The sequence below is a fragment of the Sphingobacterium ginsenosidimutans genome, from assembly GCF_039536865.1.
In the GTDB taxonomy this organism is placed as follows: Bacteria; Bacteroidota; Bacteroidia; order Sphingobacteriales; family Sphingobacteriaceae; genus Sphingobacterium; species Sphingobacterium detergens.
Genome location: NZ_BAAAZK010000005.1, coordinates 255,849 through 277,047, shown reverse-complemented (window position 1 = coordinate 277,047; position 21,199 = coordinate 255,849). Strand labels below are relative to the sequence as shown.

Below are 21,199 nucleotides of genomic sequence, written 5' to 3'. Positions count from 1 at the left end.
ATTTATCTTAAATTTTATTAAAACATTTTGGTGAAGTCCCAGGATAGCTTGAGCATATAATATCTACGGATCGTATCATAACGACGCTGTGTAAAAATTGATGTCGATGCTGAACGACTGAAACCCTTATTTTGGTCAAGCACATCATTGATCATAAAATCCAACATGAGCGATTCATTCTTCAGGAATTTTTTACTTACTCCGGGGTGCAACAAAAATTGTTCAAATTTTTGATCAAAAGCCTTCGTTCCTGCTTCGTAGGTATAGCTATAGTTTGTATATACTTTAAAGGTTTTGCCAATAAAATATTCTACACTACCGTTCGATCCAAATACAAAACCATTACTATTTGTGTTGCGCTCCAAGCTGGATTTCATTAACCGATATTGCGGACTGAAGTTTAAATCGAAATTCAATCCTGTCTTTGTATCTCTTTTAAAGTTATATGTAAAATTGAAATTCGTTGTATTGACTTTGTTCAATTGCTGATTGAATAGATTATAATTGTCACTCATATTCAGAGAGAACTGTGGCGAATTGGACAAACCCAGTTTTTTGCTCAATTTGAAATGGTACCCAGACCAGATGTTAACAGATGTATTTGTTTTACCACTTACATTATTCCATGTATAGATATTGAATCCCTGTACAGTATCAATATTTTGTGTGATGGGATTTTTATCCAAAGAGATATTTCCGCCCACATAGACATAACTTCCGGTCAGAATCCGAAATGAGTTATAGTTTATATTTAAGGAGTTTATAAAAGAAGGTTTTAAATTCTCATTTCCCAAATAACGGTTAATCTGATCCGAATTATCCAAAATAGGTTGAATCTGAGTCATGGAAGGCAATTGATTCTTTCCTGTGTAATTCAACCATAACCCTTTGGTTTTTGTGAAAGAATATCCGGCACTCACATTGGGATTATACGTAAAATAACTTCTGGAAAGCCCCTCTTGGCTATAGTAATTATATTGTTTCAGTCTGTCATTATTAAAATTATTTGCAACGGTAAACCTAAACTTATCCGTCGTATGCACTATGGCTAATTTATATCTGCTGCTCCGTCTATCGAAATCGTAATTGTTACTGAAACGACTGTCCAGGTTATTATATTTCCCGTCAACACCTTTATTGAATGATTCAACACGGGAGGAATTATTACTACTTTCTATTCCAGTTCCGACAACGAGATTCCAAACTTTTGACAACGGCTCTGTATACGATACCGAAGCGCCTAGCACCTCATTTTTATTATTGCGTTCCTTACGTTGATCTGTAGAGTCTATTGGCGTATAACCTGCGGTATCCTTCTTAGCCAAACTATTTTTAACCTCTGAGAATAGATAACCATCTCCTATCATTTCAGTTCGTCTGACTTGACCATCTAATGTAAATGAGCGCCCCTTTTTCTTAAATTTATGGGTAAAATAAGTACTAAAATTCAACTCGTTGATCGTGTTCTTAATGGTCTCATGAGTTTTTTCAGCTACAGTCGTATCCATATTCTGCGTAAACTGATAGGCTTCACGTCTGTTGTCCGACCAGAGATTTTTGCGGGAAGCTCCACCCCGGATGGTCAAGGTATTTAATGAGTCAAAATTTAGATCATATTTTAAATTGGCGCGATGCTGATCATTCTCTGTATCTACAGATTTATTCGATTTATTATTGATCAAGCCTGTACTGATGGTCTCATCGTCTCCATCACTGCTTAATCTTCCGTATTTATAGTTGATATTAATATTATGTTTATCCTTATTGAATTTATCCGAAAAATTAACCCCGGAATTAATCGCTCGGGGTATACCGATAACACCTTGCCCTGAAAAAGGATCCGTAAAATTAGTCCAGGACATGGATCCGTCATCCCCGTATGAAACACCCGAGTCACCACCATATTTCTGTGCGTCTTGCCAGTTCATACTTGTTGTCCCGTTATTTCCAAAAAGACCATAAACGGAAATCTTTTGAGATCCTTTGAATTTGTTTAACATCAACTGCCCCATGTAATAATCACTGGTACCGCCTCCGAGTAAGGCTTTTCCGAACATGCCATTTTTGGCACCCTCTTTTAGTTTGACATTGATCGTCTGTTCCCGCTGTCCATCATCTACTCCTGTTCGTTCCGCCTGCTCGGATTTCTTTTCATACACCTGTACCTTATCAACCATATCTGATCGGATATTACGGGTCACCAATGTCGGATCATCACCGAAAAACTCCTCGCCATCCACGAGTACCTTTTTGACAGTTTTACCCTGTGCAGTAATTTTTCCGGACGCGTCGACTGTGATCCCCGGCAAGACTTTTAACAGGTCTTCCACCTTCGCATTTTTTTCCACCTTAAAGCTACCGGCATCATACTCAGTGGTGTCTCCTTTTATTGTAATGGGAATTCGACCCGTAACAATAACTTCCTCCAATAAAGTGGCCGTTTTGGTCAATCCCACAGTTAACTTAGAATAATCTTTGTCTTTAGAAATCGATGTATAATAATCACCGTATTTGGGATAACTGACGATCAACAGATAGGATCCCGTATCTGGCTTGGATAGAGAAAAAAGTCCATTTTCATCCGATCGGGTAAAACCTGTCAATATGGAATCTTTAGCGGTTAACAACATAACTGTTGCATCAGATAGTTTGACCTGATCTTTTACATCACTTATTTTTCCGGCAATTTTGGACTGTGCTAGCACTATTCCATGAACACCGAAAACGAAAAACAAGAGAATTTGCAAAACTCTTTTCATAAAATCGTTGGATAGTATATCAATATTACATTAGTAAATAAAACCAATGTTTTGTTACAGTAAATTTAATTTTATTTCTCAAAAAGCATTCTGAAGCGTTCCACAGCTAATTGAGACAAAATATAGTGGTTATAATTAAGAGGTATCAATCGGATAAATTCCACAAGAGGTTCGGAATTATTGATAGCTTTTATCGCGTTGTATCTTGATCAATTTCCATAATTGATGACAGAACGAGCAAATCAATACCACAAAAATAATCTGGGAGATTATCGCTATATAATTGCGGTATGCGACCATTATTTCTATCCTCTCAAGTTTATTCATCCAATAGTTATTGAGTAGAATACCACAAATTGACCCCAATAGAAAAAATATAATGGCATATTTTTTATCCGAATGAGCTTTGGATTTTGCATTTTCCAAATCTGTAATCTGCCCCATAATACGTTGCTCAAAGTCATCAAATGGCATCCTTACTTTGCTCATTTGCATGATCTGTTTCATTTTCTTGTGTTCGTTATCCATGATATTCGGATTTTTTTATCAGTTGACTCAATACCAGTTGCATATTTTTGCGTGCCCGATGTAGAATGACTTTCGTATTAGCGAGTGTCCAGCCCATGATTTCCTGAATTTCCTCCATGGATTGTTCCTCCAGATAAAATAGGCGTAGGGCGACAGATTCCTTGGGAGATAAAATAGCAAGGGCATCATTAATCATTTCTTTTCGCTCATTGTCAATAATTTCGTCTAGAATAGACACATCATATGCTTGGTCATGATCTGTTAGGTCAAAATCGATCAGTGTTAACTTCTTATACCGGATACTATTAAAAGCAATATGGACAACGATACGATAAAACCAGGTGCTAAATTTTGATTTGCCTTTAAAAGAGGTTAAGGACTGATAGCATTTAATAAAAGCATCTTGAACAACATCTTCAGCCAAATGTTCTTGCTTGACAATGGAAAGCGCAACAGAAAAAGCCATATCCTGATACGTTTTTATAAAATACCGGTATGACTCTACATCCCCGGACAATACTTTTCGAATATAGATTTCGTCCATTGAATGGCTAAATATCGTGTTTTTTATCCAGTCTATTTGCGACAATCATAGCTATACCAGCGGATATAATCAGAATGGCAACAGCGAGTGAGTCAGGCAAGCCAGCACTCACATAGTTTTGTATTATGCCCACAATCAACAAGCCTATACCTATGCCTAACACCAGAATCCCCGGTTTTTGCCAATCAGCGGGCTGCCTTCTTCTTTCCTCCCCAGGGAGATTGATTGCAGTACTGCGATAACGCATGACAAAATAAACACAAAGTGTGATACAGGTAAATAATCCCACAGCCATAACCGCTGCCATTGTCTGTTTTTCCATAATGATTTGATTTAATTTTTACATTAGTCACTACCGACTCTGAAAAGGTTACAACAAATTGAGTTAAATGTGCCGATTTGTGTAAATTTGTTTCAAATACAAACAATATGCAAAACATTAAAGAATATGTAGAAGCAAACAAGCAACGTTTTTTAGATGAGTTGTTTGATTTATTGCGTTTACCTTCGGTCAGTGCTGATCCCAAATTTAAGGGTGACGTACAGAAGACTGCTGAATTTGTTGCTCAGAAATTGCGTGATGCAGGGGCCGACAACGTCGAAGTTTGTGCCACTGCTGGTAATCCAATCGTTTATGGCGAAAAAATTATTGACCCTTCATTGCCAACTGTACTGACCTACGGCCACTATGATGTACAGCCAGCTGATCCATATGAGTTGTGGGACACCCCTCCTTTTGAACCGACTATCCGCGATGGTAAAATATATGCCCGCGGTTCGGCAGATGACAAAGGACAATTTTACATGCACGTAAAAGCTTTCGAATATATGATGCAAAACAATGCTTTGGCATGTAACATCAAATTTATGATCGAAGGTGAAGAAGAAGTTGGTTCTGTTAACTTAGGAACTTTTGTCAAAGAAAACACCGAAAGACTTAAGGCAGATGTGATCGTGATTTCGGATACATCTATGATCAGCATGGCGCAACCGTCTTTGGAGACAGGTCTCCGTGGACTTTCTTATGTCGAAGTTGAAGTCACTGGACCTAATCGTGATTTACACTCTGGCGTATATGGTGGTGCTGTTGCGAACCCAGCTACTATTCTTGCAAAACTTATAGCTTCTTTGCACGATGAAAACAACCATATTGCAATCCCTGGATTTTATGACGATGTTGTTGAATTAACGGCCGAAGAACGCAAAGCATTGAACGAAGCTCCATTTGATATCGAAGAATACAAATCAGATTTGGGTATTCAGAATATTTGGGGAGAAAAGGGATACACAACTTTAGAACGTACAGGAATCCGACCTACTTTGGAGGTCAATGGTATCTGGGGTGGATATATCGGTGAAGGTGCCAAAACTGTTTTACCTTCCAAAGCAAATGCTAAAATCTCGATGCGTCTTGTTCCAAACCAAAATTCTGAACGGATTACCGAACTATTCAAAAAACATTTTGAAGGTATTGCACCAGATTATGTTAAAGTTGAGGTAAAACCGCATCACGGTGGTGAACCAGTGGTCACTCCTACAGATAGTGTTGCCTATAAAGCTGCTGAAAAAGCTTTGCATGAAACATTTGGCGTAAAACCAATTCCTACCCGTGGTGGTGGATCTATTCCAATTGTTGCTTTATTTGAAGACGTCCTGGGACTCAAAACGGTACTTCTGGGATTTGGACTTGACAGTGACAACTTACATTCTCCAAACGAGAAATATGGAATTGAGAATTACCTAATGGGTATCTCAACAATTCCTTTATTTCATAAATATTACGCAGAACTAAGTAAATAATTTAGTTTTTCATTAGATAAAGGGTTATTTTTAAATTTTAGAAATAACCCTTTATCGTTTTATGGATTTTGATTTTCGTCTCATCGTTTTTTATACTGCAGCTCAGCATCTTAATTTCACCAAGACAGCTTCGGCACTCTTCATCTCACAACCTGCGGTAAGCAAAAACATCCAGGAGCTAGAAAAAAAACTCGGTGTTCCTCTTTTTGAGAGGAAGGGGAATAATCTCGACCTTACTGAATCGGGGCAGATTCTCTATAAATACGCCCAACAGATTATTAATCTCTACAATCAGGCAGGACAGGAGATACAAGAACTACAAACTGGACGTAAAGGGAATCTTGTATTAGGAGCCAGTACAACGATCTCCCAATATGTACTTCCCACATTACTGGCGGATTTTCTCTCCCAATATCCAAACAACCGTATCCAATCTTTTCAATCCAATAGTCGAAGCATTGAAGAACAGCTTATTGACAAAACATTGGATCTTGGTATCACGGAGGGATCAACAGACAATAGGGCTTTAAAGTATATCCCTTTCATGAAAGATGAGCTCGTATTGGTTACCAATAGCGAAAACCCATTATTAAAACAATTAAAAAATCCCATTCTCTCAGATATAACACGATTACCTCTGGTCCTTCGCGAACAGGGTTCAGGTACCCGCACGATTATTGAGAATGCATTAAAAGAACAACGGATCAGTCTTGCCGAAATCCAGATCGAAATGATACTTCCATCAACAGAAAGTATCAAAGGGTATCTGGCCCGCCGCCATAGTTTTGCCTTTCTTTCTATTCATACTGTTCAGCGGGAGGTCCTGAATAACCAATTGACCATCGTCGATATTCCTCATTTGGCTATCGAACGTTATTTCTATTTCACACATCTATATGGTGGCCTTGCCGGTACTCCAAACCAATTCCTGCAGTTCTGTCTGAGACAAAATTTCAAGATATAACATTTGGTTATGTCTCATAAAGAAACATCGTTTTAATCCATGTCGATAGGCTGGTAGATTTGTACAAACGAATTAGAGGCATGGAACACAAAAAACTAACAAATTACCTAAAAGCGCTCAGTTGGATTATTGTCGCACTGTTTATTACCTGTACAACGCTGTGTGTGTTTCCACTTAAACATGCAAACAATGACAGGTCAATGGATTCACTTGCTCTCGCTAATGATTCATTGATCACACATGTAGCACAATTCAAAGCTGTTTCTTTCAAAGACAATCCGGAAGGAGAAATGGCTAGTTATGGCGAAAAGCTAATCAAAAACACGTACGACTACTTTTACGATGGTGACATAAAAATCGGAAATAAATTGGCTTGCAGCAGTTGCCACCTAAACGGCGGGACAAAGGCATTCGCAGCTCCCTATGTTGGACTCACAAATGTTTTCCCAGTTTACATTGGACGGGAAAACAAAGTAGAATCTCTGGAGGAACGCATTAATGGCTGTTTTGAAAGAAGTATGAACGGTCGTGCTATTCCAGAAAACAGCAAAGAAATGCGCGCTATTGTTACCTATATAAAAAACATCAGTATCAATACAGTCAATAAAGGAAGATTAGCCGGACAGGGTTTTGTCAAAATGGAGATCCCAAACCGCGCCGCAGATTTAAAACATGGTCAGTTGGTATTTGAAGGCAAATGCACGAGCTGTCATGGAAAAGAAGGACAAGGCATGGCACAGCCTACCGGCAAGGGATATCTATACCCGCCACTTTGGGGGAAAGACAGCTATAACGATGGAGCTGGTATGGCCCGATTGCTTACCGCAACACGCTTTATAAAAGCAAATATGCCCTTAGGAGCAAGTTACGACGCACCTCAGCTCAGCGACGATGAAGCTTATGATGTCGCTGCCTATATCAATTCTTTTGACCGACCTAAAAAAGCAAACAAGGAGCTTGATTATCCAAATTTGGCAAAAAAACCAAAGGATAGTCCCTATCCCCCATACGCAGATAATATTAGTTTAGAACAACATAAACACGGACCTTATAATTTTTAATATGATGAAAAAACAACTGACAATCGCTTGCATCCTCTTAGCGATGACAACGATTCAAGCTAAAGCACAAAGCAATAAATTATTACTCAACAACCATCAATATACGGGTGCTGTTGCTAAGAAAAAAATGTATAAAGCAATCTATCAATTGGATAGTAATGATCCAAAAACAATTGAGAAGGCCATCCGAAATATCAACAACGTTTTGAAAGATCCTCGATTAAAGGGGCATCTTCAAATTGAACTGGTTGCTTTTTCAGGCGGAACAGAAGCTTATTTAAAAAAGAACAGTCAGTATGAAAAACCGCTGCAGGATCTCATAGAAAAAGGAGTTATTGTCGCCCAGTGTTTAAATACGTTGGAAGAAAAGCATATCGCCAAGGAAGAATTATTTGATTTCATTGGCTATGTCCCTAGTGGAAATGGTGAATTGATCTTGAGGGCAAATGAAGGTTGGGTCATTGTTAAACCATAATATGATGAAAAAGCTAGTCCCCTTCACCCTCGCTATGGCCTTGTTCGTATCGACAAAAACTAATGCGCAAGAACATCGCTTTGATCCTCCATGGAATAATCCCCCAGAATCAGCACTTAATTTTACGGTTCCCGGGATCGATAATATCCCCGATCTATATGGCGATATTGAGAATCCACAGCTAACAGTTTTCTTTGCCGGCAATCAGTTTATGGTCGTTGACGATCTATTAACATCTTTCAAAAAGGAATATCCTCAGTACGAACGTATTTTTGTAGAAACATTGCCTCCCGGAATTCTGGCAAAGCAGATAAAAGGGGGCTCCATCACCGTCGGTAACCTACGCATTACGCACAAACCTGATATTTACACGGCAAGCAAACGTGCGATTAATGACATGGCCGATTATTTCAGTCATACCCAGACCTATTGTTACAACAATATATGTTTGATGATCCCAAAGGGAAACCCTGCAAATATCAAAACATTAAACGATCTGGGGAACTCCAATGTGCGTATTAGCATGCCCAATCCACAATGGGAAGGCATAGGAGAACAAATCAAAGCATCATATAAAAAAGCAGGGGGTGAACAACTTGTCAAGAAGATTATGGAAGATAAAGTAAAGGATGGAAGCACGTATTTAACAAAAATACATCATCGCGAAAGCCCGATGCGTATCCTTTATAGTCAAGCAGATGTCGCTCCGGTCTGGACATCTGAGGTTGTTTATCAAAAACTTATTGGTCATCCGGTGGAAGGTATCAAAATTCCGGACAGTCAAAATACCACGGCAACCTATGTGGCGGCAAAACTAAAAAATGCACCCCATGCACAGGCAGCAGATGATTTCCTCAAATTTATGGACTCCCCCACGGCCAAACAGATTTACAAAAAATATGGCTTTACAATAGACTAAAAAAGAAAATGGATAATTAATTATCCATTTTCTTTTTTTACTTTAGGTCAAAATTAGTTAAATTGTATGGTTCTATTGCTCAAAAAACTCCATCGTTACTGGTATTTTATTAGCGTCTTACTTGTTTTCATCGTATTATTCCCCTATATCTATTTTTTGGCCCAAAATCCTGAAAAGAATTATGCCCGGATAGCACGTATGAGGCGTTGGGTATCAATTGGGGGATCCGCATTGGCGGGTGTATTTTTTAAAGTAACTTACGAATCAAAAATAGACTGGAACAGGCCGATGATATTATGCCCCAATCATACTTCAGTACTTGATATCACAGCACTCACCTATCTATGCCCGGTCCCGTTTTCATTTATTGGCAAGGCTTCTCTTCTTAAAAACCCCGTTACCCGTATATTTTTCAAAACCATAGATATTCCTGTCACGCGAAGGAGCAAAGTATCTTCATTTAAAGCATTTCAACGGGCTAACGAGCTTGTCCAAAATGGTCGAAGTGTCGTTATTTTTCCGGAAGGAAAGATCGATGACGGATTTCCGCCTCAAATACATGCATTTAAGTCTGGTGCTTTTCGTATTGCCGTTCAAAATGATGTGCCTGTAGTGCCTATTATTATTGAAAATGCATGGGACATTTTCTTTGATGACGGTGCAAAAAGAGGATCTCATCCGGGAATTGTTAAGGTACATGTTTTTTCACCTATCGAGACAAAAGATTTTGACGACAACAATGCGTCCGACTTGGAGAAAATTGTATATGACAAAATGCATTCCTATTGGATTATGAAGAATAAATCGTATTTTCATCAACCAGAGAACGTCCAAAAAATATGTCAGGAAAGATATTAATCGAAATCAAAGATATTGCGCGGGAATATCAAATAGGCTCAGAAACAATTCATGCGCTCAGTTCGGTTACCCTCAATATCCATAAAGGAGAATTTGTAGCACTTATGGGGCCTTCAGGATCAGGGAAATCCACATTGATGAATATCCTGGGTTGCTTGGACACCCCTAGTAGAGGTGAATACATCCTCAATGGCATTAATGTAAGTGACATGTCCGAAGATGAACTCGCTGAAGTAAGAAATAAGGAGATAGGGTTTGTTTTTCAAACGTTCAATCTACTTCCTAAAAGCACCGCACTGGAGAATGTTGCACTTCCTTTGATCTATGCTGGATACAATAAGGCCACACGTGAAGAGAAAGCTACTGGTGCATTGGAAAGCGTTGGACTTGGACATCGTATGGATCACAGACCCAATGAGCTATCCGGTGGACAACGTCAGCGGGTGGCTGTTGCGAGAGCGCTGATCAATGATCCTTCCATTATATTAGCAGATGAGCCTACGGGGAATCTTGACACAAAGACATCCATTGAAATCATGGGTCTGCTCGAAGAGATCCACTCCAGGGGAAACACCATTATCTTGGTCACACATGAAGAGGATATTGCACTACATGCCCATCGTATTGTACGCATGCGCGATGGACTAATTGAAAACGATTATCCCAATGCTGATATCAAATCTGTATCACCACGACTAAGTGCGCTGAATGAAAAGGGGAGCGACTTTGAGAATATTTAAAAATATTATTTCATTATAAATCAAACACTTATATTATTGACACAAAAATAACAGTTGATTTACTTGTTTAAGTTAAATTAAATGATAGTTTTGCGAAAATAGAGAACTTAAATTGTTTTTATATGTATTGGACATTAGAATTAGCTTCGCATCTAGAAGATGCACCATGGCCAGCAACAAAAGATGAATTAATCGATTACGCTATTCGTTCGGGTGCACCAGTTGAGGTGATTGAAAACTTACAATCTCTTGAGGATGACGGTGAGCCATATGAAAATATTGAAGAAATTTGGCCCGATTATCCAACAAAAGATGATTTCTTCTTCAATGAAGATGAATACTAGAAAATAAAAACGCCTTTAGTTAAAGGCGTTTTTTATTTCAGTAAATTAATCCATTGCTATGAAGTTCAGTCTTAAGCTTATGAAGATAAAAGTAAAGGTATTGTTGTTAACGTTTGTAAGCTGTATACTCTATATTTCGGTATTCGCACAGGAAAAGCCGGTTACTTCCGAAAATGTTACTGTATTAAAGCAATTTGTACATCGTCTCAATGATACCAATCTCGCTACGGACATCATTTTAAGCCAGGATATATTAACAGCGAAAAATCTAGATGAAGACCAACAGGAATATCTTCTAGCCAGCATAGATGAGATGCGAATCAATGTACAGAGCAAGGATATCAACAAATTGGAATATATCAACTTTATACAGGCCGGTCGGAAAGAAACTTTCGATATTGACCTTGAAGGAATAGATCCGAAACAGGTTTATTTCGTTAGGCATCTCAATCGTTTTGTTTTTGCTACTGTTATTCGGGACAAAAAAATAGCCTCCTTTACCTTGGTTTCTAAAGGGAACAATAAAGCACATTTCGTATTCTATTAGTCTTTTACTGGCTGTATTGTTTGTCGGTACTAGTAGAAATTCCTTCTATGGCATGCGAGCAAATCTAGTGGGACAATTTTCGTATTCTCGGAATAATAGGTAAGATGCTTTCACCTTGTTCCCGTTTTCTATGACATGCTGTTTGAAAGCAATTTTAAGCGTAACAAGCTTTCTTAAAAATTTTTCAATAAAAACACTTGCATTTTAAAATTCTATCAACCATATTTGTAATAACAAAAAACAGAAATGATAATAACTGTATTAAATAAAGCTTGGTGGTGGCACAACGAATAACGTTGTGGCAAACTCCTATTGCATTATTTGATATATACATCAAGATATGATGGGCTTGCCTGAATAAGGTAAGCCCTTTTTTATTTAAAAAATATTATGAAAGAAATTTTAGCCCATTTATTTGAATACAAGTCTTTTTCGCGACAAGAAGCTTATGAGATCTTGACTAACATTGCCAAAGGTAAATATGACAGTTATCAAATCGCTGCTTTTATGACAGCTTATGGCATGCGTAGTATTCGGGTGGAAGAACTTGGTGGGTTTAGAGATGCCATGTACGACCTATGTCTCCAATTGGATTTTGATGGCTACGATCTGATCGACCTATGTGGTACGGGTGGTGATGGCAAAAATACGTTCAATATTTCTACAATTGCTTCTTTCGTTACAGCCGGTGCGGGCTATCAAGTTGCCAAACATGGCAATATAGGTGTATCATCGAGCTGCGGATCTTCGAATGTAATGGAGTATTTGGGTTATCAATTTACGAATGACAAAGCTGAATTACAGCGTCAGCTTGACGAAGCCAATATATGCTTCCTACACGCACCATTGTTTCACCCAGCTATGAAAACAGTTGCGCCGATACGTCGTGCCCTAGGTGTAAAAACATTCTTTAACATGTTGGGGCCATTAACAAATCCGGCCAACCCGAAATTTCAATCTGTAGGGGTATTCAGCTTAGAGCTTGCACGCCTATATGGTTATCTATACCAAAATACAGACAAACAGTACTCCATTATCCATGCATTGGATGGCTATGATGAAATATCGATGACCGGAGATTTCAAGGTCATCAACAATCAGGGTGAAAATTATTATAGTATGGAGGAATTAGGTTTTAGCCCTATTCTTCCCGAGGAACTCGCTGGCGGAGACAGCATCGCTGAAGCAGCAAAGACTTTTTTATCCATCTTAAATAATGAGGGTACAGATGTACAGAATAATGTAGTTTTGACAAATGCAGCATTTGCCATAAAAACATTTCATCCTGAAAAATCCTTTGGTGACTGTTTCTATGAAGCCGAGGAATCACTTATGGGAGGAAAAGCGCTCAAAAGTTTCAAAAAAATAACAAACCAATAAAATGGCAGTCAAGATAAAAGTTTGTGGCATGAAATACCCCGACAATATCATTGCGGTTTCTGGTCTTGCTATTGATTACATCGGTTTTATATTTTATGAAAAATCCAAACGATTTGTTGGCGATGCCAACCGGGAATATATAAAGGGGCTCAAGGATATTATAAAAGTTGGTGTCTTTGTGAACGCAAGCCTAACGGAAATTTATCATAAAATAGACGAATTCAATTTAAATGCAGTTCAATTACATGGCGATGAAAGCCCTCAATTTTGTGAGGAACTTAAACAACATACTGCTGTAACCGTGATCAAAGCTTTCGGTATAGACCAACATTTTGACTGGACAGTATTGAATGCCTATGCCGGAGCAATTGACTATTTTTTATTTGACACCAAAAGTAACTCTTACGGAGGTACAGGTATGCGATTTGACTGGTCTTTATTGCATCAGTACAAACTAGAGTACCCTTATTTCCTTAGCGGCGGATTAGATGCGGATAATGTCAAAGACGCTTTGCAAGCGAATGATCCCAGGTTATATGCCTTAGATCTCAATTCAAAATTTGAAGTAGAACCGGGGTTAAAAGATATTGATCTTTTGGCCCATAGCATAAATAGTATTAAACAATGAGTATATACCAAGTCAATGAAAAAGGGTACTACGGTCCATTTGGTGGCGCCTATATCCCCGAAATGCTCTATCCCAATGTAAAAGAGCTACGTGAAGAATACCTCAAGATAATCGAAGAGAAAAGTTTTCAGGAGGAATTCAATCAACTACTCAGTGACTACGTAGGGCGTCCCTCCCCTTTGTATCATGCGAAACGACTGTCTGAGAAATATGGTACAACGATCTACCTCAAACGCGAGGATCTTAACCATACTGGCGCACATAAAATCAATAACACCATCGGACAGATTCTATTAGCTGAACGTTTAGGAAAAAAAAGGATCATCGCAGAAACAGGTGCTGGACAACATGGTGTAGCTACGGCTACCGTGTGTGCATTAAAAGGGATACAATGTGCCGTCTATATGGGTGAAATTGATATCCAAAGACAGGCACCCAATGTTGCGCGAATGAAAATGATGGGTGCGGAAGTTATTCCTGCAACATCTGGTTCAAAAACGCTCAAAGATGCGACCAATGAAGCTTTGCGTGATTGGATCAATAATCCGGTCGATACACATTACATTATTGGCTCTGTTGTAGGCCCACATCCATACCCTGACATGGTTGCCCGCTTCCAATCCATTATCTCCGAAGAGACCAAAAAGCAGTTATTAACAAAAACAGGTAAAGAGAATCCAGATATCGTATTAGCTTGTGTGGGTGGTGGATCCAATGCTGCAGGGATGTTCTATCATTTTCTGGATGATGAATCTGTACAGTTGTATGCTGTAGAAGCAGCGGGACATGGTGTTGATTCAGGTGAATCAGCAGCTACAACAGCTTTAGGAAAAGAAGGTGTACTGCATGGTAGTCGATCCATATTAATGCAAACCGAAGATGGTCAGGTAATAGAACCTTATTCTATCTCTGCCGGACTTGATTACCCTGGCATCGGACCGCAGCATGCTTGGCTGTTTAAATCCGGAAGAGGAAAATATGTTAGTATCACAGATGATGAGGCGATGCGCGCGGGACTGGAACTCACTCGACTGGAGGGTATTATCCCCGCAATCGAAAGCTCACATGCACTCGCTTATTTAGGAAAAATCCCTTTCAAGGGTGATGAAACCGTTGTCGTTTGTTTATCAGGACGCGGCGATAAGGATCTCGATAACTATATGAAATACTTTGATTTTTAACGCATGAATACGATTGAAAAAAAAGAAGGCAATCCCCTTCTATCGATATATTTTACAGCAGGATATCCCGAACTGGACAGTACCATTCGCATAGCCAAGAAATTGGAAGAAGCGGGTGCAGACTTTTTAGAAATAGGTTTTCCCTACTCCGATCCTGTTGCAGATGGACCTGTTATCCAACACAGTTCAGAAGTTGCTCTGGCCAACGGAATGACTGTCAAAAAATTATTTGAACAGTTACGTGAACTACGCCAACATGTGCAGATCCCAGTCTTCCTAATGGGTTACGTCAATCCTGTAATCCAGTTCGGTGTGGAGAAATTTTGTGAAGAATGCAAAAATGTCGGTGTGAATGGTGTCATTATTCCCGATCTACCGATGTATGAATACGAGGATCTCTATAGGGAAACTTTTGAGAAAAACGGCATTGCGAATATCTTTATCGTAACGCCACAGACTTCAACTGAAAGAATCCGAAAAATAGATAGTCTATCCAATAGTTTTATCTATTTATTGTCCTCCAATGCCACAACTGGAAAAACACTGGATGTAGGCGAGGATACCAATGCTTATTTCAAGCGGATACATGATCTTCAACTGAAAAACCCTTTAATCGTTGGGTTCGGAATTTCAAACAGAGAAACATTTCAAAAAGCAAGTCAATATACCGCTGGTGCGATTATCGGTAGCGCGTTTGTAAAAAGATTGACGGAGCAAGATTATATGAATCAGATCCCTGATTTTATAAAATCAATAAAAGGATAGTACAACAACAAAGTGCTAATGTGAATCCAACAGAAAACAACGGATTCACGTTAGTACCTTGTTCACCATTTCAAAAAGAAGCATTATTGCCCTATTGTAGAATACCTAAAGTTCCACTCCTTTAAAAGATATTTGCAAACTTCATTCATAATTTACTAATATTGTAGCGTAAATACGCTTTAGCTGATGATATATCTTTTAAGACCGCTTGTTTAGTCTTAGAATAATATACACAATCTGATTACATTCAGTTAACAACCAATTCATGTATAACCAATAGTTTCGCAAAATGAAGAGCAAGGCTGAAGATCTGAACTATACTGCCTGGATCATTCGCTTAAATGCAGGTGAAATGATAGCTTTTGAATGGTTGTACAATACGTACAAGCATCAACTGGCAAGCAACCTGCTTAAACTCGTAAAAGCGTCCGATATTGCAGAAGATATTCTTCACGATGTTTTCGTTAAAGTTTGGGAAAATAGGACAAAGATTGACCCTGAACGTTCCTTTGAAGGTTACCTTTATCGCATAGCAGCCAATATGGTAGCTGACTTTTATCGAAAAATCAGTAAAGATCGAAATTATCAGCAATATCTTGTCAATATCCAAGAAACTGTCTACCAACATATAGATGAGCTTTTGGAAAATAAATACCGAAGAGAATTGATAGATAAAGCATTGACAGAACTTCCCCCTAAATGTAGAACGGTATTTCAATTGTGCAAAATAGAGGGCCGCAGCTATGAGGAAGTTTCAGATCTTTTACAAATATCTCCCAATACGATTAGTAACCATTTAAATCGTGCCAATAAAAAAATATTACTGTTTCTACAGAACCCAGTAAATCTCCCTTATTTCCTTCTTCTTCTGTGGACTAAATAGCTCTTTCAAAAAAAATAAAAAATAATTTCAATTTCGTGTAGTGACTTTTCATTAGCAAGGCGTAATAGATATAAAAGAAGTGCCTTGGAAAAGAAAAATTTGAATAAGCTGTTTCAGGATTTTATTGTCAACCGTTGCTCAGCTGAAGACATTGAACAACTGATGCAACATTTTGGTTCTACTGCATCCATAGAGAATCTTCGTGAGCTAATAGAAGAACAGATTTCTACGCAGCAATGCGAACCTCCTCCTCAAGTCGTTGAATCGATCATTGGTGCTGTTGACAAAAAAATGGCACAAACACTAGCAACGCTTCAGGAGAGAGAAAAAAAACAAAGAAAAGTACAAAAACTATGGACATTTGCTTCGGCAGCAGCAGTACTAATCCTAGGCATGTTAACCATACTTTGGCACTACAAACCGAATAGATCTGAAAATCTACCGCAAGAGTTTGTCGAAAAACATCCAGCAGAAATACTTCCGGGGAAAAACCAAGCACGTCTGACACTTTACAATGGCGAAAAGCTTGAGTTTAACAAGCAACACACAATTAATGAGAAGAACAGCATAGCAAATCTGAACTACGAAAAAGGTCGATTAGTTTATGGCGGAAGTTCTGCTGAAGAAACTATTCAATGGAACGTGCTCGAAGTTCCAAAAGCTGGAACTTTTGAAATACAGTTACCAGATGGATCAACTGTTTGGATAAATGCTAATTCCAAGCTCTATTTTCCAAATCGATTTCCTACAGATGAGCGCTTTGTCAAAGTCGAAGGAGAAGCATTCTTTAAAATACAAAAAGATAAAAAACGTCCTTTTAAAGTCCAAACTGGAGATGTCAATATTTCTGTATTAGGTACGGCTTTCAATGTAAGAGCCTATCATCCCAAACATATATCAACTACATTGGTCGAAGGATCGGTCCAATTGACCTATCATGATCAGCACATCGTCATGACACCTGGGGAAAGAGCTTTTATAGATGAAAAAAACAAGTTAAAAACACAAGCTATAGATATTGAGGGTGCTACTGCATGGAAAGAAGGATATTTCTATTTTAAAGATGAAACATTAGGTAAGATATTACAAGATATTAGTAATTGGTATGATTTGAAAGTCAGCATAGTTGGAAATTTACCCAAGGGTCTATATAGTGGTAGTATGGATCGTAACAGTAAATTAAATGGCGTGCTGAAAATGCTTGCAAATGTAGGTAACCTGGATTTTATCCTTAATGGCAATCATCTTACTGTTAAACAAAAAAACAAATAAAAACGCTGCCTATGATACGAAGTTAACACAAAAAAAAGCGGAGATGGTGGTAACATCTCCGCAGTCTATTCAAAAAAGCTGTTCAAAAAAATCGTTAAACAACCTTAATTCAAAATTATGGAATATTTCTGTGATCGTAAAGAAACGATACAACTATGTCGTTTTTTTACGGAACATTATTTAATCATTAGAAGAATGAAATTGACAATCATCTTCATCTTGTTCTCAATTGGGCTCAATGCCAAAACAAACGGACAACAAATCAACCTATCAGTCAAGCACATGCGCTTGGATAATGTGCTAAAAAAAATAACACAACAGACTGATTATAAGTTTTTTTATTCAAGCGACCTGGTAAATAAAGCAGAACCAGTTAATCTTACAGTAGAACAGGCGTCTTTAGATGAAACATTGGAAAAAATCCTCGCTCCGAGAGGGCTGAGCTACCAAAAGATGTCGCGAACAATCACAATTACGGCAGCTCTTAGGTTACAACAAATCGAGATTTCAGGGACTGTAAGGGATGAAAAGGGACCACTTGCTGGCGTTAACATCTATACAAAAACTGACAATAAAATTGGAACCCGCACGGATTCAGAAGGAAAATTTGCATTAAAGGTATCCGTTAACTCAACACTAGTCTTTAGTTTTTTGGGATACGAGAGAAAGGAAATTACAGTGAAAGACAAAGATCTTCAGGTAGTGATGAACCCAATCAGCAATGCGATGGCAGAAGTGGTCGTCACTGCCTTAGGTATTAATAAAGAGAAGCGGAAGGTGGCTTATGCTGCACAGGAAGTTAAGGGAGAAAGTCTGTCCGTAGCCCGTGAGCCTAATGTTGCGTCCAGCTTGGTTGGTAAAGTTGCTGGTCTCCAAATCAAAACTAAATCTACCCTATTTGAAAATCCCGAAATTACACTGAGAGGGGGCAATGCTACAATCGTCATTGATGGGGTTCCTGCCCCAGATGGCTTTAATATGTGGAGCATAAATGCAGATGATATAGAAAATATTACTGTATTGAAAGGAACTGCTTCATCAGCTTTATATGGTTCAGTAGCACAAAACGGTGCTATTATGATCACCACCAAAAAGGGCAAAGGCGGAACTGCAGGAATTGAACTCACCTATAACTCTAGTACGGAATTTCAAGCCGGATTCTTACGTATTCCCAAAACACAGCAGGACTATGGTATGGGATTTAATGGAAAATACGCTTTTGTCGACGGAAAAGGCGGTGGTATCAATGATGCCTATGGTTACGTCTGGGGACCAAAATTGAATCAACCTGATCCGAGCACCAGTAGCGGTTTTGTCGAAATACCACAATACAATAGTCCATTGGATCCAGCGACAAATAAATTGAAACCCCTTCCATGGATCAGTAGAGGGAAAGAAAATTTAAATAATTTTCTCACTAATGGCTTAATTACGACCCATAATTTGAGTGTGGCCGGATCAACGGACAAGTCAGATTATCGCATCTCATTATCTCACTTGTATCAGAAAGGCCAAGTGCCCAACACCACGTTAAATTCTACCACATTAAGCCTAGCAGGGAAGCTCAAACTAAACAGTAAACTCGATGCCGAGGCAACACTATCCTATAATAGACAATACTCGCCTAATTATCCAAATAGTGATTATTCTCCTGATAATTATCTTTACAACATCATATTATGGATGGGACCTGATGTCGACATTCGGGATATGCGGAATTATTGGAAACCAGGGCGGGAAGGCTCGGAACAATTAACCTATAATTATAGCTGGTATAATAACCCTTGGTTCTTAGCATACGAGAAGGAAAGAGCCTATACCAATGATGTCATTGTATCACAAGGAAATATCAAATATAAGTTTAACAACGACCTAAAATTACTCGTTCGCGGTGGCATTACCACAAACTTTGCTAACAGTGAAAGCCGCGTTCCATATAGTTATATCAATTATGGTACTTCCGCAGCACCATATGGTAATTATAGCGTCAATCGTGATAATCGCATGCGTTTTGTCAGTGATGCACTATTGACCTATGATAAAAAACTATCCCAAGATTTTACGATTAGTGCCAGTGTCGGGGCGAGTACCAGATTAGACCAGTACAATAAACTGGAATCTAGGACAACAGGTGGGCTCTCTGTTCCAGCATGGTACAACCTGGATAATTCCAGAGACCCTGTCCGCTCTACCAATGAACGCGTAGAAAAACAAGTATATGGAATGTATGGCTATGTTGATCTGGACTATCGTAATATGGCAACTTTAAGTTTAACAGGAAGAAACGATTGGACCTCTGCTCTACAATCCCCTTACAATTCATATTTCTATCCTTCAGCTTCCTTGAGCCTGATCGTATCCGAAATGTTCCATTTACCTACAGTAATCTCTTACTTTAAACTACGCGGTGCTGTAACAGATGCCACGACCGATATCAATGCCTATAGTGCGCTATTAACCTACGAAATCGGTAGCAGATGGAACGGAAACCCTTCTTTGTATCTTCCTGATGCTTTACGTCCTCCAGGATTAAAACCCAACAAAACAATCTCTCAGGAATACGGTGCTGAGTTACGGCTATTTCGCAATCGGATCGGCGTTGATTTCACCTATTTCAACTACGACCGGACTAACAATGTTGTAGAAGTCCCCCTATCGGAAGCTTCAGGGTTTGCAAAACTTCAAGTAAATGGTGACCGTTACCGACGGAGAGGTATCGAAGTTGTCGTATCAGGAACACCTGTACAGACGGAGAATTTTAAATGGAGTACAACATTAAATTACTCCCGATTACGTAATACAGTGCTTGAATATCAAGGTGGTGAAGAAATTCGCGGTGGTGTAAAAGTGGGGCAACGAATGGATATCTATCGCGGCTGGGCATGGCAAAAGTCTCCAGATGGACAGATTGTCCATGAAAATGGAATTCCGCAATACATTAATCAGCAGGTCAATCTTGGCTATATGCTACCGAACTGGGAATTTGGATTTCTGAATAACTTTCAATATAAAAATTTCGGAATTTCCTTTGCTTTCGACGGTCGTATTGGAGGGAAAACAAATAATGCTATAGAAGCAAAAATGTATGAAGGTGGTATGCATCCCAATACCGCAAATAGTTACCGTGACGATGCTTACCGTGGAGAAAAGACCTATCTTGCCGGTGGCGTAACACAAACCGGAGGAGATGTTACCTATGATGCCCAAGGCAATATAACCGGTGATTCCCGCACTTTCGTTCCTAATACCACCAAGGTAAACTATGTGGATTGGGTTTTTGCAACTTACACAAACGGAATTGATGAGTCAACTCTCTACGATCGAACTTTTGTTAAACTACGAGAGTTGACACTAAGCTATCAAATCCCCAGCAACCTTTTAACCAAAACACCATTTAAGACAGCGAGTTTTTCATTGGTAGGACGCAATTTATTACTCTGGTCGAAGGTCCCTTATATGGATCCTGACGGATATAGTGACTTACAGCTCGCTGAACCGACCGTTCGTAACATCGGTTTCAATGTCAATCTTAAATTTTAATTGGAGAACTT

20 protein-coding genes are annotated in these 21,199 nt (G+C 38.8%); 16 read left to right on the top strand and 4 right to left on the bottom strand.

The window, feature by feature from the left end:
* Positions 1–17 precede the first annotated feature (17 nt).
* The 4 genes from ABFX33_RS10120 to ABFX33_RS10105 all read right to left on the bottom strand — a co-directional run bounded on the left by ABFX33_RS10120 (position 18) and on the right by ABFX33_RS10105 (position 4,153).
* On the bottom strand, positions 18–2,759 hold the full coding sequence (locus ABFX33_RS10120) for an outer membrane beta-barrel protein (protein ID WP_346085888.1): 2,742 nt from the start codon (positions 2,757–2,759) through the stop codon (positions 18–20).
* Positions 2,760–2,936: 177 nt separating this feature from the next.
* Positions 2,937–3,287, bottom strand: a complete 351-nt coding sequence (locus tag ABFX33_RS10115; protein WP_257093925.1) for a hypothetical protein — start codon at positions 3,285–3,287, stop codon at positions 2,937–2,939.
* Positions 3,280–3,831, bottom strand: a complete 552-nt coding sequence (locus ABFX33_RS10110) for an RNA polymerase sigma factor (protein ID WP_257093927.1) — start codon at positions 3,829–3,831, stop codon at positions 3,280–3,282. Before ABFX33_RS10110 ends, ABFX33_RS10115 begins: the two co-directional genes overlap by 8 nt.
* Positions 3,832–3,838: 7 nt before the next feature.
* Positions 3,839–4,153, bottom strand: coding sequence for a hypothetical protein (locus tag ABFX33_RS10105; protein WP_257093929.1), 315 nt, complete (start codon positions 4,151–4,153; stop codon positions 3,839–3,841).
* 107 nt (positions 4,154–4,260) lie between these two features.
* On the opposite strand from ABFX33_RS10105, the gene ABFX33_RS10100 reads away from it, so the two are divergent.
* From ABFX33_RS10100 to ABFX33_RS10025, 16 genes are all read left to right on the top strand, one after another.
* Positions 4,261–5,631 (top strand): dipeptidase, encoded by a 1,371-nt coding sequence (locus ABFX33_RS10100; RefSeq protein WP_346085885.1) that lies wholly within the window; start codon positions 4,261–4,263, stop codon positions 5,629–5,631.
* A gap of 61 nt (positions 5,632–5,692) precedes the next feature.
* Complete coding sequence (locus tag ABFX33_RS10095; RefSeq protein ID WP_346085883.1) at positions 5,693–6,595, top strand: LysR substrate-binding domain-containing protein; 903 nt, start codon at positions 5,693–5,695, stop codon at positions 6,593–6,595.
* 80 nt (positions 6,596–6,675) lie between these two features.
* Positions 6,676–7,656 carry a c-type cytochrome gene (locus ABFX33_RS10090; protein ID WP_346085881.1) on the top strand — a complete coding sequence of 327 codons (981 nt, stop codon included), beginning with the start codon at positions 6,676–6,678 and terminating at the stop codon, positions 7,654–7,656.
* 1 nt (position 7,657) lies between these two features.
* Positions 7,658–8,131: a DsrE family protein gene (locus ABFX33_RS10085; RefSeq protein ID WP_346085879.1), complete on the top strand. Its 474-nt coding sequence runs from the start codon at positions 7,658–7,660 to the stop codon at positions 8,129–8,131.
* 4 nt (positions 8,132–8,135) lie between these two features.
* On the top strand, positions 8,136–9,050 hold the full coding sequence (locus ABFX33_RS10080; RefSeq protein ID WP_346085877.1) for a substrate-binding domain-containing protein: 915 nt from the start codon (positions 8,136–8,138) through the stop codon (positions 9,048–9,050).
* Positions 9,051–9,116: 66 nt separating this feature from the next.
* A complete protein-coding gene (locus ABFX33_RS10075; RefSeq protein WP_346085876.1) occupies positions 9,117–9,908 on the top strand; it encodes a lysophospholipid acyltransferase family protein in 792 nt (263 codons plus the stop codon).
* Positions 9,890–10,648 carry an ABC transporter ATP-binding protein gene (locus tag ABFX33_RS10070; RefSeq protein WP_120261557.1) on the top strand — a complete coding sequence of 253 codons (759 nt, stop codon included), beginning with the start codon at positions 9,890–9,892 and terminating at the stop codon, positions 10,646–10,648. The genes ABFX33_RS10075 and ABFX33_RS10070 overlap by 19 nt, the downstream gene beginning before the upstream one ends.
* A gap of 122 nt (positions 10,649–10,770) precedes the next feature.
* Complete coding sequence (locus ABFX33_RS10065; protein WP_028072584.1) at positions 10,771–10,992, top strand: DUF2795 domain-containing protein; 222 nt, start codon at positions 10,771–10,773, stop codon at positions 10,990–10,992.
* A 79-nt stretch (positions 10,993–11,071) separates the two neighbouring features.
* Positions 11,072–11,539 (top strand): hypothetical protein, encoded by a 468-nt coding sequence (locus tag ABFX33_RS10060; RefSeq protein ID WP_346085874.1) that lies wholly within the window; start codon positions 11,072–11,074, stop codon positions 11,537–11,539.
* A gap of 390 nt (positions 11,540–11,929) precedes the next feature.
* Positions 11,930–12,919 (top strand): anthranilate phosphoribosyltransferase, encoded by a 990-nt coding sequence (gene trpD, locus ABFX33_RS10055; protein WP_346085872.1) that lies wholly within the window; start codon positions 11,930–11,932, stop codon positions 12,917–12,919.
* Position 12,920: 1 nt separating this feature from the next.
* Entirely contained in the window at positions 12,921–13,547 is a 627-nt protein-coding gene (locus ABFX33_RS10050) for a phosphoribosylanthranilate isomerase (RefSeq protein ID WP_257093947.1), read from the top strand.
* Positions 13,544–14,728, top strand: a complete 1,185-nt coding sequence (trpB, locus tag ABFX33_RS10045) for a tryptophan synthase subunit beta (protein WP_120261553.1) — start codon at positions 13,544–13,546, stop codon at positions 14,726–14,728. Before ABFX33_RS10050 ends, trpB begins: the two co-directional genes overlap by 4 nt.
* Before the next feature lie 3 nt (positions 14,729–14,731).
* Positions 14,732–15,493, top strand: coding sequence for a tryptophan synthase subunit alpha (gene trpA, locus ABFX33_RS10040; RefSeq protein ID WP_346085871.1), 762 nt, complete (start codon positions 14,732–14,734; stop codon positions 15,491–15,493).
* Between the two features lie 289 nt (positions 15,494–15,782).
* Positions 15,783–16,376, top strand: coding sequence for an RNA polymerase sigma factor (locus tag ABFX33_RS10035; RefSeq protein ID WP_120261551.1), 594 nt, complete (start codon positions 15,783–15,785; stop codon positions 16,374–16,376).
* Positions 16,377–16,460: 84 nt separating this feature from the next.
* A complete protein-coding gene (locus tag ABFX33_RS10030; RefSeq protein WP_346085868.1) occupies positions 16,461–17,648 on the top strand; it encodes a FecR family protein in 1,188 nt (395 codons plus the stop codon).
* Positions 17,649–17,843: 195 nt separating this feature from the next.
* Positions 17,844–21,188: a SusC/RagA family TonB-linked outer membrane protein gene (locus ABFX33_RS10025; protein WP_346085866.1), complete on the top strand. Its 3,345-nt coding sequence runs from the start codon at positions 17,844–17,846 to the stop codon at positions 21,186–21,188.
* Positions 21,189–21,199 lie beyond the last annotated feature (11 nt).

Coding starts and splice junctions, on each gene's coding strand:
- ABFX33_RS10120 (WP_346085888.1), bottom strand. CDS start 2,759: ATGAAAAGAGTTTTGCAAATTCTCTTGTTTTTCGTTTTCGGTGTTCAT.
- ABFX33_RS10115 (WP_257093925.1), bottom strand. CDS start 3,287: ATGGATAACGAACACAAGAAAATGAAACAGATCATGCAAATGAGCAAA.
- ABFX33_RS10110 (WP_257093927.1), bottom strand. CDS start 3,831: ATGGACGAAATCTATATTCGAAAAGTATTGTCCGGGGATGTAGAGTCA.
- ABFX33_RS10105 (WP_257093929.1), bottom strand. CDS start 4,153: ATGGAAAAACAGACAATGGCAGCGGTTATGGCTGTGGGATTATTTACC.
- ABFX33_RS10100 (WP_346085885.1), top strand. CDS start 4,261: ATGCAAAACATTAAAGAATATGTAGAAGCAAACAAGCAACGTTTTTTA.
- ABFX33_RS10095 (WP_346085883.1), top strand. CDS start 5,693: ATGGATTTTGATTTTCGTCTCATCGTTTTTTATACTGCAGCTCAGCAT.
- ABFX33_RS10090 (WP_346085881.1), top strand. CDS start 6,676: ATGGAACACAAAAAACTAACAAATTACCTAAAAGCGCTCAGTTGGATT.
- ABFX33_RS10085 (WP_346085879.1), top strand. CDS start 7,658: ATGATGAAAAAACAACTGACAATCGCTTGCATCCTCTTAGCGATGACA.
- ABFX33_RS10080 (WP_346085877.1), top strand. CDS start 8,136: ATGAAAAAGCTAGTCCCCTTCACCCTCGCTATGGCCTTGTTCGTATCG.
- ABFX33_RS10075 (WP_346085876.1), top strand. CDS start 9,117: ATGGTTCTATTGCTCAAAAAACTCCATCGTTACTGGTATTTTATTAGC.
- ABFX33_RS10070 (WP_120261557.1), top strand. CDS start 9,890: ATGTCAGGAAAGATATTAATCGAAATCAAAGATATTGCGCGGGAATAT.
- ABFX33_RS10065 (WP_028072584.1), top strand. CDS start 10,771: ATGTATTGGACATTAGAATTAGCTTCGCATCTAGAAGATGCACCATGG.
- ABFX33_RS10060 (WP_346085874.1), top strand. CDS start 11,072: ATGAAGATAAAAGTAAAGGTATTGTTGTTAACGTTTGTAAGCTGTATA.
- trpD (WP_346085872.1), top strand. CDS start 11,930: ATGAAAGAAATTTTAGCCCATTTATTTGAATACAAGTCTTTTTCGCGA.
- ABFX33_RS10050 (WP_257093947.1), top strand. CDS start 12,921: ATGGCAGTCAAGATAAAAGTTTGTGGCATGAAATACCCCGACAATATC.
- trpB (WP_120261553.1), top strand. CDS start 13,544: ATGAGTATATACCAAGTCAATGAAAAAGGGTACTACGGTCCATTTGGT.
- trpA (WP_346085871.1), top strand. CDS start 14,732: ATGAATACGATTGAAAAAAAAGAAGGCAATCCCCTTCTATCGATATAT.
- ABFX33_RS10035 (WP_120261551.1), top strand. CDS start 15,783: ATGAAGAGCAAGGCTGAAGATCTGAACTATACTGCCTGGATCATTCGC.
- ABFX33_RS10025 (WP_346085866.1), top strand. CDS start 17,844: ATGAAATTGACAATCATCTTCATCTTGTTCTCAATTGGGCTCAATGCC.